Origin of the sequence: Exiguobacterium alkaliphilum 12/1, assembly GCF_000714435.1 — a bacterium.
In the GTDB taxonomy this organism is placed as follows: Bacteria; Bacillota; Bacilli; order Exiguobacteriales; family Exiguobacteriaceae; genus Exiguobacterium; species Exiguobacterium alkaliphilum.
In genome coordinates, this window is the sequence record NZ_JJMW01000069.1 from 41,262 (window position 1) to 54,085 (window position 12,824).

Sequence of the window (12,824 nt, forward strand, 5' to 3'; positions counted from 1 at the left end):
CCAACTACAGAGAAACCTAACATAACGGGGGATGAGAGAGATGGCAGTAGTGATCGACGGGAAACAAATCGCAACATCGTATCGGGAGACGTTGAAAGAGCGCGTTTCGGCGCTCCGCGCACGAGGCATCGTGCCGAAGCTGAAGGTCGTCCTTATCGGGGATGACCCGGCGAGCCACAGCTATGTACGCGGGAAAGAGCGGGCGGCAGCGGAGATTGGAATTGATTCACAAGTGCTTCGATTTGATGCATCGATTTCGGAACGAGAATTGCTTGAACTGATTGATTCGATGAATGACGATTCTGATTTGCATGGGATTCTTGTCCAGTTGCCGTTACCGAAACATATCGACGAGAATCGCGTCATCATGCGCATCTCGCCTGAAAAAGATGTCGACGGCTTCCATCCGGAAAACGTGGGCAAGATGATGCTCGGGCTCGAGACGTTGCTTCCATGCACGCCGCACGGGATTCTTCATCTCGCGAAAATGCAGACGGACCTCGTCGGTAAGCACGTCGTCGTCGTCGGCCGCAGTCAAATCGTTGGCAAGCCGGTCGGGATGTTGTTCTTGAATGAGTCGGCGACTGTGACATACTGTCATTCTAAGACGAAAGACCTCGGAGCGATGACGCGTCAGGCCGACATTCTCATCGTCGCTGTCGGTCGGGCCGGTCTCGTCACGAAAGACATGGTCAAACCGGGCGCCGTCGTCATCGATGTCGGGGTCAACCGTGTCGAGAACCGTCTCGTCGGTGACGTCGACTATGAGCCTGTCAAGGAAGTCGCAAGTGCCATCACCCCTGTTCCTGGTGGTGTCGGCCCGATGACGATCACGATGCTCATGCACAATACCGTCGAGGTCGCGTCTCGTGGCTAATCCGCTTCCCGTCTCCGAAGTCGTCCGTTATGTGAAACGTCAGCTCGACGGGGACCCGGTGTTGCAACAAGTCGCCGTTATCGGTGAAATCTCGAACTTCAAGCGCTACGCCTCCGGTCATTGTTACTTCACGTTAAAGGACGAATCGTCGCGCATGAAAGCCGTCATGTTCGCACGTGATGCGAAGACGCTCACGTTCGACCCGACGGACGGGATGAACGTCATCGTCGTCGCCCGTGTGACGATGTATGAGTCGACCGGCGATGTGCAGTTGTACGTCGAATTGATGCGTCAAGACGGCGTTGGGCAACTGTACGAACGTTTTGAGGCGAGGAAACGCGAACTCGAGGCCAAAGGCTGGTTCGACGACGAGCGAAAACGCCCCTTGCCAGCCTTCCCGGAACGAATCGGGATCGTGACGTCGCCAAAAGGCGCCGCGCTTCATGATATCGCCACGACGCTCAGACGTCGGGCTCCACACGTCGCCATCACGTTCGCTCCGGTCGCCGTCCAAGGTGCGACGTCGGCCCCGCAAGTAGCGAACGCGATTCGCTGGATGAATGAGCGGACCGACTGTGACGTCTTGATCGTCGGCCGAGGCGGTGGCTCGATTGAAGAGCTATGGGCGTTCAATGAAGACGCGGTCGTCGAGGCGATCTTTGAATCGGACATCCCCGTCATCTCCGCCGTCGGTCATGAGACGGACTTCACGCTAGCCGATTTCGTAGCGGACGTCCGAGCGGCGACGCCGACGGCAGCAGCGGAACTTGCCACGGCGACGATTGAGGCGCAGCGGAAAGATGTGGAGCGGCTCGGACTTCAACTCCATCGTGTCGTCACGACGCAAGTGGCATCGTTACGTGAACGCGTGGAACGCATGCAACAAAGCTATGGGCTGAAGTCTCCTCGATATACGATTCTTCAAAAGCGGGAACGTTTTTCGCAAGCGGAGATTCGGCTCGAGCAAGGCGTGTTGAAACAAGTGGCGACGGCCCGGCATCAACTCGTCCATTCGAGCCAACGTTTAGATGTCCGCAACTTGCAACACGTGTTCCGGGCCCAACAGGCCCGTTTCGGCCAGTTTGAAGAACGGCTCGTCCGACTTCGGCCTCTCGAGCGCCCGACAGACCAATTCGCTCGTCTAACGGGGCGGCTCGCATCCGTCAGCCCGCTCGCCGTGTTGGCGCGCGGCTACACCCTCGTCGAACAAGACGGTTCTTACGTGAAAGATGTCAAACAACTACATGACGGCCTCGTGACGATCCGTTTTCGAGATGGTCACGCCGTCGCGGAAGTGAAGGAGAGACACGATGGCGAAGAAACAAGAAGAACAGACGTTTGAGGCGGCACTCGCCCGCCTTGAAGACATTGTAGCGAAGCTTGAGGCTGGTGACGTCGCGCTGGAAGAAGCGATGACACTTTATGAGGAAGGTGTGCGTTTATCCGCCTTCTGTCAGGCGAAGCTCGCGGCAGCCGAGAAGAAGATGGACGAGATTCTCGAACTTGACGGGACGCTCCGTGAGAAAGGAGGTCCGGCATGAAGACGTTACAATCGTGGAAGCACGAAGTCGAACGCTCGCTTGACGTATTCAATGAACGCGAATCGATGCCGGATCGACTTCACGATGCGATGATGTACTCGCTCGAGGCGGGCGGGAAACGAATTCGCCCGGCACTCGTCTACGCCGTCCTAGAGACGTATGACCGTCCGCTCTCGCTCGGTGCCGAAGTGGCCGCCGCACTCGAGATGGTGCATACGTACTCGCTCATCCATGACGACTTGCCGGCGATGGACGATGACGATGTCCGCCGCGGACGTCCGACGAACCATCGTCAATTCGACGAGGCGACGGCGATTTTAGCCGGTGATGCCTTGTTGACCGATTCGTTCCGCATCCTCGCCGAAACGAAACTCGAGGCACACAAAGTCGTCGAATTGATCGGTTTGTTCAGTCAGGCTGCCGGGAGTCGCGGCATGGTCGGTGGACAGCTCGACGATATGCTCGCAGAAAAACGAGCCGACGTATCGCTTGAGACGCTTCAGTCGATTCATGAGCGGAAGACCGGTGCGCTTCTCGTCTACGCGCTTGAAGCGGGTGCCGTTTTAGCCGACGTCCTCCCGTCCGATCGCGCAGCGTTAAAGGCGTTCGGTCGACACCTCGGAATTGCGTTCCAAATCCAAGACGATATTTTGGACGTCGAAGGTGACGAGGCCGTCATCGGGAAGCGAGTCGGATCGGACGAACAGAACGATAAGACGACGTATCCGAAACTTCTAGGCCTTGACGGCGCGAAACTTGCGCTCGCACGAGAGGTCGAGTTGGCAGAGGCGGAACTGACGTCTTTATCGGTTAAGGCGCCGCTCTTACAGGCGATGCTCGACTTCATCGTCAAACGAAACCATTGACAAAGGTGACACGATTGCACATCGTGTCACCTTTGTTTTTGTGAATGTATGGCATCCTTGGACACATTCTTGTAAAATGTAAGGTACGAATCAGTAATAAGATAGGAGAAAGGATGGTCATCATGGACTTGACATCCATTCAAGACCCGTCATTCCTGAAGCGAATGTCGGTACCCGAGATGGAAGCGCTTGGCGCTGACATTCGACGGTTCTTGATTGAAAAATTGGCAGAAACGGGAGGGCATTTGGCGCCGAACTTAGGCGTCGTCGAATTGACGCTCGCCCTGCACCGTGTATTCGACAGTCCGAAAGACCAGCTCGTATGGGACGTAGGTCACCAAGCCTACGTGCATAAAATCTTGACGGGACGGACGAAACAGTTCGACACACTCCGTCAGTACAACGGTTTATGCGGGTTCCCGAAACGTTGTGAGAGCGACCATGACGTCTGGGAGACCGGTCACAGCTCGACTTCGCTTTCGGCGGCCATGGGGATTGCCATCGCCAACGAATTGAAGGGGCGATCGGAAGACCGTGCCATCGCCATCATCGGGGACGGGGCACTCACCGGCGGAATGGCGCTTGAGGCGCTCAACCACATCGGTGCCGAGAAACAAAACGTGATCGTCATCTTGAACGACAACGAGATGTCAATCGCCCCGAACGTCGGGGCGATGCATAACATGCTCGGTCGGATGCGCGCTTCGCGTAAACTTAAGCATGCGCGGGAAGAAGTCGAGTCGCTCATCAAGCACATCCCGATTGTCGGGGGGCCGCTTGAACGGAGTGGTGAACGAGTCAAAGATATGTTGAAATCAGCGCTCATTCCAGGGACGTTCTTTGAAGAGCTCGGGTTCACCTACTTTGGACCGGCTGACGGACACGACTTGAAAGACTTGCTCGAGACGCTCGAGTATGCGAAAAAAATCGACGGTCCTGTCATCGTCCACGTCATCACGAAAAAAGGGAAAGGCTACCGTCCGGCAGAGCTTGACGGCGTCGGTACGTGGCACGGGCTCGGGCCGTATAAAATCGAGTCCGGCGAAGTGATTAAAGGCAAAGTGAAAGGACCGAGCTATTCGAAAGTCGTCGCGGAGACGGTGACGAAAGTCGCGGAGACGGACGAACGCGTGACGTTAATCACGCCGGCGATGAGTGTCGGGTCGAAGCTCGATTGCTTCTCGAAGAAGTTTCCTGAGCGTATGTTTGACGTCGGAATCGCCGAACAGCATGCGGTCACGCTCGCGGGTGGTCAGGCGACGCAAGGGTTGAAACCGGTCGTCTCGATTTATTCGACGTTCTTCCAACGTGCGTATGACCAACTCGTGCACGACATCTGTCGTCAAAACTTGAACGTCGTCTTCACGATCGACCGTTCAGGACTTGTCGGGGCCGATGGGGAGACGCATCAAGGCGTGTTTGACATCGCGTTCATGCGCCACGTGCCGAATATTCGCATCCTGATGGCGAAAGATGAAGAAGAATTGCAACAGCTCGTCTACTCGGCCTTGCGCTATGACGATGGCCCAATCGCGATTCGCTTCCCGCGCGGGGAAGGGATCGGCGTGCCGATGAGCGGCGCGCTGAACGAAATTCCACTCGACGTCTGGGAAGTCGAAGCGGAAGGGACGGACGTCGCCATCTTGACGTTCGGTCCGCAAGTGCAAGACGCCCTTGAAGTCCGTGAGCAGCTCGCTGGCACGCTCAGCGTCCGCGTCATCAACTGTCGGACGATCAAACCGCTCGATGATGTGATGCTCACCTCACTTTACGAGGAAGGCATCCCGCTCGTCACACTTGAAGAAGCGGCGCTCGCCGGAGGATTTGGTAGTAGCGTGCTTGAGCATGCGAGTGACGCGAGACAGTTCCCGCGTGTATTACGGCTTGGCATCCCGGACCGTTACATCGAGCATGGCGGCGTCAATCAACTTCTTGAAGAGATTGGCCTCAGGCCGTCACAAATCGCTGAATCGGTTCAGCAATTCGTCCAAGCGACAAATCGACAGAATGTGTGAGGAACTATGGAAAAAAGAAAGAAAACAAGATTAGATGTACTGCTCGTCGACCGTGGTTTAGCGGAGACGCGCGAGAAGGCGAAGCGAGCCGTCATGGCTGGCCTCGTCTATAGTGGCACGGAACGGCTCGACAAGGCGGGCGATAAAGTATTCGATGACATCCCGCTCGACGTGAAGGGGCAAGTTCTCCCATACGTCGGCCGCGGCGGGTTGAAGCTCGAGAAAGCGCTCGACGTCTTCCCGCTCGACGTGTCTGGTAAAATCGGGCTCGATATCGGGTCGTCGACGGGCGGCTTTACCGACTGTGCCCTACAGAACGGGGCGCAGCAGATGTATGCCGTCGACGTCGGGTACAATCAATTGGCGTGGAAGCTCCGGAGCGATGACCGCGTCGTCGTCATGGAACGGATGAACTTCCGCCACGCGACGGCTGACCAGTTTAAAGACGCACCGGACTTTGCGACGATCGATGTCTCATTCATCTCGCTTCGATTGATGTTACCGCCGCTCAAACAGATTTTGAAACCGGACGGTGTTGTCATGGCGCTCGTCAAACCTCAGTTTGAAGCCGGAAAAGCGGACGTCGGTAAAAAAGGGATTGTCCGCGACCGCGCTGTCCACGAGCGTGTCGTCGACGACATGGTCCGGTATTTCGCGTCGGAAGGATTCCACGTCGAAGGGCTCGACTACTCACCAATCACCGGGGGGGACGGCAATATTGAATTTTTATTGTTTGCCCGCCTCACAGATGTCGGAGGAATCGACCCGACGATTGACGTGCCGGCCGTCATCGACGCCGCGCACGCACAACTGAAGAAAAACGTGTAACCTGCAGCTTGTCTGCAGGTTTTTCTAATGCGTGCCGAGCCGTTTGAAATCGTTCGCCGAAAGCTAGACCTTTTTTCGACAATACTTTAGAATGAACATGAGTATGTGAAACGAAAAATGAGGTGTCAGCGAGTATGAACAAAGGACAGCGCTTGATTAAAATCCGAGAGATCGTCACGAATCGTGAAGTCGAGACGCAAGACGAACTGGTTGACGAATTACACCGTGCCGGCTATCCGGTGACGCAGGCGACGGTATCACGAGACATCAAAGAGCTCCATCTCGTCAAAGTGCCGCTCAACGATGGACGGTATAAATATAGCCTCCCGGCCGACCAACGCTTCAATCCGTACGGGAAGATGAAACGGATCCTCGGGGACAGTTTCGTCTCGGTCGATTCGGCTCAAAACTTGGTCGTCATGAAAGTGTTACCGGGGAACGCAGATGCGATTGGCGTTTTGATTGACCACTTGTCATGGGATGAATTGATTGGGACGGTTTGCGGGGACGACACGATTTTGATGATTGCCCGCGATGAACGACAAGCGAAACAAATCATCGAGCGACTACTCGGAATGTTATGAGGTGAATGGACGTATGTTAGCAGAACTATCGATCAAACAATTTGCGATCATCGACGAGTTGAACATCGACTTCAATCGAGGGATGACGGTCCTTACCGGTGAGACCGGGGCGGGTAAATCAATCTTGCTCGACGCGATAGGACTGCTTGTTGGGGGGCGTGGCTCGAGCGAGTTCGTCCGATACGGTCAAGACAAGGCGGAAATCGAAGGGTTGTTCATCGTGGAAGCCGGACATCCGATTTTCGAGGCGGCATCGCAATACGGAATTGAGATTGAGGACGGGACGGTCATCTTGCGTCGTGATTTACATAGTAGCGGCAAAAGTGTTTGTCGCGTCAACGGTAAGATGATGCCACTCTCGACGCTTCGTGAGTTCGGACGACAACTCGTCGACATTCACGGGCAGCATGAACATCAACATTTGATGGACGCTGAGTATCATCTCGGCATTTTAGATAGCTTTGCGGAAGGAGACGTCGCGCCGCTGCTCGAACAGTATCGGGAAGCGTATAAGGCTTGGAATGATGTCGCGAGCGAACTGAAACGGCTCAGTCAAAGCGAGCAGGAGCTGGCGCAACGGATGGATTTGCTCGCCTTCCAGACGAATGAAATCGAGGCCGCCGCTCTGCAAGTCGGGGAAGAACAGGAGCTCACGGAAGAGCGGGACGAGCTCGCCAACTTCGAGCGGATCCATCAGCACGTTCGGTTGTCATATGAGGCGGTCGCGGATGAGTCGCGCGGCCTTGATCAAATTGGCGTCGCGATGCGGGAGATGGAAGAGGCGTCGACGCTCTCGACGTCACTTTCACCGATGGCCGAGACGATCTCAAACGCTTATTTCTTACTCGAGGATGCAAAGTTCCAACTTCGGGACCAGCTTGACTCGCTCGAGTTCGATCCAATCCGTCTCGATGAGATTGAGACGCGGCTCGCCTTGTTCCAACAATTGAAACGAAAATATGGCGCCACAATCGATGAAGTCATCGCATACGGAGAAAAAGTGGCCGAAGAGTTAAAATCGATGACGAATCGGGAAGAACATTTGCAAGAACTGACCGAAAAGCTCGAGCGACTCGAGGTCGATGTGCGTGAGAGCGGGCTTGCCTTGTCGGCAGCCCGGAAACGAGCTGCGACCGAGCTCGAGCAAGCGATTCATCGCGAACTGCAAGAGTTATACATGGAGAAGACCCGATTCGAAGTCCGGTTCAAAGAAGGTGCGTTTAGACAAGACGGCCTCGACCAAGTCGAGTTTTACATGATGACAAACGTCGGAGAACCGTTCAAACCGCTCGCGAAGGTCGCTTCTGGTGGAGAACTGTCACGGGTCATGCTCGCGCTGAAATCGATTTTCTCTCGGACGGTCGGCGTCGCCTCGATCATCTTCGACGAAGTCGATACAGGTGTGTCGGGTCGCGTCGCGCAAGCGATGGGGGAGAAGATTTTCCGCCTCTCGGTCGGCTCGCAAGTGCTCTGCATCACGCATTTAGCACAAGTCGCTGCCATGGCAGACCAACACCTCTACATTACGAAGTCGGAGACGGACGAACGGACGAAAACGAACGTGAGCGTACTCGACCGTCAACAACGGATTGACGAGCTCGGACGCATGATTGCCGGACCGCAGATGACAGAGTTGACGAAACAACATGTAGAGGAACTGCTCGACATGTCGTTGCAATTAAAACGGAAGTTCATTGAAGGGGTGTCTTAATTGATTACATTATGCATCGCGGACGACAATCGAGAAATCGTCGATTTGTTGACCCGCCAACTTGAGACCGAGACCGATTTGAAGGTCGTCGGGACCGCCTTTGACGGCGAGGCGTGCTTAGACGTCGTCAAGACACACCAACCGGACGTGTTACTACTCGACATCATCATGCCGCACTTGGACGGGATTGGCGTATTAGAACGCCTGCAAGATGAATTGGCCGACGCAAAGCCTGAGGTGATCATGCTCAGTGCGTTCGGGAAAGACGAAGTGACAAAACAAGCCGTTCAACTCGGTGCTTCTTACTTTTTAGTCAAACCGTTCAATATTCAGCAATTGATTGCTAAGATTCGAGAATTGGCCGCCGGGTCGAATCGTGAGTTCGAGGCGATGTCGCCGGAAGAACTCGATATCTCACTCTTACTGCAACAGCTCGGGATCTCACCGCGCATCAAAGGATTCAAATATATTCGTCAAGCTGTCATCTACGTGCGCGAGCGACAAGAGTTGCTCGGCCTCATCACGAAGGAACTTTATCCGATGGTGGCCAAAGAGCATGAGACGACGTCGTCACGCGTCGAGCGGGCGATGCGTCATGCCATCAAGACGGCATGGGAGAACGGGATGCGCGACCATGAGATGTTCAACGGGCGACCGGAACGGGAACGGAGTCCTAAAAACTCCGAGTTCATCTCTTATTTTGTGACGTACCAGTCATTGAAGCAACAATGAAAGGTCAGGGGCTCCTCTGACTTTTCTTTTATTTTGTGAAAGAAAGCGCTTGCAATTCAGCGCGAGCTTGTTATAATAAAGGTGTACCAAGTTACTTGGACGAGCGTCAGATGAACGCTTTCTAATCTGTTCCGGAACAGGTTAGAGCAAGAAATCATCTCGGACCGCTATCCGTTAATAGCTCAGAGGTGGGAACGACATCTCAAATCGCCTATACGTCCCGACGAGAGGTCGCGACGTTCGCTCATTCGCGAGGTGGTTCTGAATTCGATTCGAAGCTAGGGATCGTTTCAGGGAAAACAAATCGTTCAGTTGACCAAAAGGAGTGTTGTCAACCGTTGAACAGTTTATGGCAAGCGTTCGACTTCACGATGGATGGTTGGACATGACCCGATGAAAAACCGTTAGTAACTCGAATGGGTACGTTTCCGTTCACGCAAGACGGCAGTTACTAGTTTCTTTCAAACTTCTTCATTAAGAAGACCATTGGTGAATCATGTCACATGAAGTGCAGTAAGTTATGAGAGGAGATCATCCGTAGTGATCACAATTCAATATGAATAAAAAGGTTCCGCACTTGAAATGAAGTCAAGTTAGGGAACCTTTTTTTGTGCGTCCGGATGATTAAGAATCTATAGGGACTTTTCCAGTTTTTTTATCACGGTTGAAGATATAGCCTGCGACGAACCCGATTCCGCCCATGGCGATCAACAATCCGAACGTCCCTTGTAGCATCGAAGCGGCCGCGACCGATTCAATCCATGAGAACGGGGCGCTCGTTTTCAAGAAGAAACTGTCACGTAACAGCTTGATTCCATATACACCGAGCAGGCCAGGGACGATTAGGATTAGAAGCGCGATGACTCGCATAGTATCTCCTCCTTTTCCACTCATTATTTTAACAGAAAAGGGGCGGCCCGACACGGTCTTTTTACGGCAGTTGCGAAACGTGACGGGTTTCAGTAGCATGAATGCAGATAGAGAAATGGGGGAATGGTTCAATGAAGAAACGACTGCTCATTGTCGGGGCCGGAAAAGGCGGCACGGAAGTATTGAAGATGTTGCTCGATTCGCCGCTCGTGCGGATCGTCGCGGTCGTCGATTCGGCCGACTCGGCCGAGGGGCTGAAGCTTGCACGAAGTCGGGGAATTCGAGTCGAACGTGACTGGCGCGATTGTGCGGGAAAACAAGTGGACTTCGTCATCGAGACGACGGGGAAAAATGAGACGTTCCATGAATTGAAGGCACACTTCACGGAGGCGGTCGTCTTACCGGGTGAGTTCATCCGCGTCGTGGTCGAGCGGTTGCAACAGAATCAACAGATGCTCGAGGCGATTATCGATTGCACGAGCGAAGCGATCTCGGTGGCGGACCATCACGGCAATACGATTTTAATCAACCCGTCCTATACGCGTCTTACAGGATTTAAGAAAGAGGACGTCGTCGATAAGCCGGCGACGGCCGATATCGGGATGCAAGAGAGCGTGCATTTAAAAGTGTTGTCGACCGGTAAAGGCGTCCGCGACATTCGGATGCAAATCGGCGCGACGCGGCGTGACATCCTCGTCAACGCCGAACCGATTATCGTGGAAGGGAAGCTACGGGGTTCTGTCGGGGTCATCCGAGACGTCTCGCAACTTCGGGCGCTCCGTGACGAACTGCAAGAAGCGAAGACACGGATTCGAAACCTGGAAGCGAAATATCAGTTTTCAGACATCATCGCCACGAGCGATGCGATGCGCTTCGTCATCGAACAGGCCCGTCTCGCAGCGCTCACACCGGTGACCGTGCTGATTCGGGGTGAGTCCGGTACGGGCAAAGAGCTGTTCGCCCATGCCATTCACGGTGAGTCGCCGCGAAAGTATAATAAATTCGTTCGCGTCAACTGTGCCGCCATCTCACCGACGTTGCTCGAGAGTGAGCTATTCGGTTATGAGGACGGGGCGTTCAGCGGGGCGAAGCGTGGCGGGAAGGTCGGATACTTCGAGGAAGCGGACGGAGGGTCGCTTTTCTTAGACGAGATCGGGGAGTTGCCGCTCGACGTGCAAGTCAAACTGCTCCGTGTCCTCCAAGAGCATGAAGTCGTCCGTGTCGGTGGGACGAATGCGATTCCGGTCGACGTCCGAATTATCGCGGCGACGAACGCGGACCTTGAACAAAAAGTGGCCGACGGCTCGTTCCGTGAAGACTTGTATTATCGGATCAATCGCATGCCAATCTATATTCCGCCGCTTCGGGACCGATTGGAGGAGATTCGACCACTCGCAGAACGAATCATCCGTAAATTGAATCAAGAATATGGACGGAGCGTGCACGGAATCGAGGCGGAGGCGATCGAGTTGCTAAAAAGCCAGTACTGGAAAGGGAACGTCAGGGAGCTCGAAAACGTGCTCGGTCGGGCGATGATCTACATGTCGAATAACGATCAAGAAATCGCGCCGCATCATCTTCAACTCGCCCCGCGCCGAACGGTGACAAAACAAACGGACACGGCGACACTCCAAGAATTGGTCGCCCGCTATGAGCGTGATTTGATTGAGCGGGCAATCGAAGAGGCCGACGGGAACAAGTCCGAAGCGGCACGACGTTTACACATTTCGATTCGGACATTGTATAATAAGCTTGACCGTATGCAATAAATTACCTGCAATAAAATGCATGGCATGAAATAAAATACATGATGAATGACGGTTTAAAGCGCTTTCAATATTGGAACGTAAATTGCATAGATATAAATGAAGCATCGTTAGGGGGGACACGTATGAATTTTGAACGGATGCTCGCAAAGGCTAAGCAGTTGGACGGATGTACCGTCTCGATAGCCGGAGCTGCTGATGTGGAAGTGATTCGGGCGGTCAAGCTCGCAACCGATCACGGTCTATCGCGGTTCATCTTGATTGGGGATGCCCGTGAGATTAAGCGTTTATGTGATGACGAAGGCATCGACGAGGCGGCCATCGACATTTTGCATGTGAAAGGTGAGGCGGACGTTGCAAAGCGCGCGACGCTAGCCGTCAAAAATGGTGAGGCCGACGTGCTCATGAAAGGGATGGTTGCGACGTCAACGTTCATGAAGGCGGTGCTCAGTCGGGAGACGGGTCTTCGGACGAGCAGAACGCTCAGTCATGTCGCCTTGTTCCAAATCCCGAACCGTGAGCGGTTGATCGGGGTGACCGATGCGGCCATCCATATCGCCCCCACGCTTGAGGAGAAGGTGGACATCATCCACAACGCCGTCGGGGCGATGCGAGACATCGGTTACGAGTCGCCGAAAGTCGCAGCTATCGGCGCTGTTGAAGTCGTCAACCCACAGATGACGGCGACGGTCGATGCGGCCTTGCTCACACAAATGAACAGGCGCGGCCAAATCAAAGGCTGTGTCGTCGACGGACCACTCGCCCTCGACAATGCCGTCGACATGGTCGCGGCCAAACAAAAAGGGATTGACAGCGATGTTGCCGGCCAAGCCGATTTATTGCTCGTACCCTACATAGAGGTCGGCAACGTCCTTTATAAGTCAATCATGTACTTCGCGGGGGCAAGCGTGGCAGCCATCGTCGTCGGCGCCACTGCCCCTGTTGTCTTGACGAGCCGGGCCGATACGGCCGAGGCCAAGCTATACTCGCTCGCTTTCGCATTGTTGCACGCAAAAAACTAACCACTTCCTAGG

Annotated in this window: 12 protein-coding genes; 11 read left to right on the top strand and 1 reads right to left on the bottom strand. The window is 54.3% G+C overall.

What is annotated here, in order from left to right:
• Positions 1–40 precede the first annotated feature (40 nt).
• From folD to spo0A, 9 genes are all read left to right on the top strand, one after another.
• Complete coding sequence (gene folD, locus RT52_RS14705) at positions 41–877, top strand: bifunctional methylenetetrahydrofolate dehydrogenase/methenyltetrahydrofolate cyclohydrolase FolD (protein ID WP_034818109.1); 837 nt, start codon at positions 41–43, stop codon at positions 875–877.
• The gene (gene xseA, locus RT52_RS14710; RefSeq protein WP_034818110.1) at positions 870–2,219 is read left to right on the top strand and encodes an exodeoxyribonuclease VII large subunit; all 1,350 of its coding nucleotides are present in this window, start codon (positions 870–872) and stop codon (positions 2,217–2,219) included. The genes folD and xseA overlap by 8 nt, the downstream gene beginning before the upstream one ends.
• Entirely contained in the window at positions 2,188–2,418 is a 231-nt protein-coding gene (xseB, locus tag RT52_RS14715) for an exodeoxyribonuclease VII small subunit (protein ID WP_034805943.1), read from the top strand. Before xseA ends, xseB begins: the two co-directional genes overlap by 32 nt.
• Positions 2,415–3,284, top strand: coding sequence for a polyprenyl synthetase family protein (locus RT52_RS14720; RefSeq protein WP_034818113.1), 870 nt, complete (start codon positions 2,415–2,417; stop codon positions 3,282–3,284). Before xseB ends, RT52_RS14720 begins: the two co-directional genes overlap by 4 nt.
• Before the next feature lie 122 nt (positions 3,285–3,406).
• A complete protein-coding gene (gene dxs / locus RT52_RS14725) occupies positions 3,407–5,299 on the top strand; it encodes a 1-deoxy-D-xylulose-5-phosphate synthase (RefSeq protein ID WP_034818285.1) in 1,893 nt (630 codons plus the stop codon).
• A gap of 6 nt (positions 5,300–5,305) precedes the next feature.
• Positions 5,306–6,127 (top strand): TlyA family RNA methyltransferase, encoded by an 822-nt coding sequence (locus RT52_RS14730; RefSeq protein WP_034805945.1) that lies wholly within the window; start codon positions 5,306–5,308, stop codon positions 6,125–6,127.
• A 134-nt stretch (positions 6,128–6,261) separates the two neighbouring features.
• Positions 6,262–6,711 carry a transcriptional regulator AhrC/ArgR gene (ahrC, locus tag RT52_RS14735; RefSeq protein ID WP_024371524.1) on the top strand — a complete coding sequence of 150 codons (450 nt, stop codon included), beginning with the start codon at positions 6,262–6,264 and terminating at the stop codon, positions 6,709–6,711.
• A 13-nt stretch (positions 6,712–6,724) separates the two neighbouring features.
• Entirely contained in the window at positions 6,725–8,422 is a 1,698-nt protein-coding gene (recN, locus tag RT52_RS14740) for a DNA repair protein RecN (protein WP_034818115.1), read from the top strand.
• Positions 8,423–9,154 (top strand): sporulation transcription factor Spo0A, encoded by a 732-nt coding sequence (spo0A, locus tag RT52_RS14745; RefSeq protein ID WP_081825817.1) that lies wholly within the window; start codon positions 8,423–8,425, stop codon positions 9,152–9,154. It abuts the gene before it with no gap.
• 624 nt (positions 9,155–9,778) lie between these two features.
• Here the strand turns inward: spo0A and RT52_RS14750 are convergent.
• Complete coding sequence (locus tag RT52_RS14750) at positions 9,779–10,024, bottom strand: DUF2627 family protein (RefSeq protein WP_034805950.1); 246 nt, start codon at positions 10,022–10,024, stop codon at positions 9,779–9,781.
• Between the two features lie 131 nt (positions 10,025–10,155).
• On the opposite strand from RT52_RS14750, the gene RT52_RS14755 reads away from it, so the two are divergent.
• Together RT52_RS14755 and yqiS are read left to right on the top strand one after the other, a co-directional pair.
• Entirely contained in the window at positions 10,156–11,793 is a 1,638-nt protein-coding gene (locus tag RT52_RS14755; protein ID WP_034818117.1) for a sigma-54-dependent Fis family transcriptional regulator, read from the top strand.
• 41 nt (positions 11,794–11,834) lie between these two features.
• The gene (gene yqiS, locus RT52_RS14760) at positions 11,835–12,812 is read left to right on the top strand and encodes a phosphate butyryltransferase (protein ID WP_260577598.1); all 978 of its coding nucleotides are present in this window, start codon (positions 11,835–11,837) and stop codon (positions 12,810–12,812) included.
• Positions 12,813–12,824: the final 12 nt, after the last annotated feature.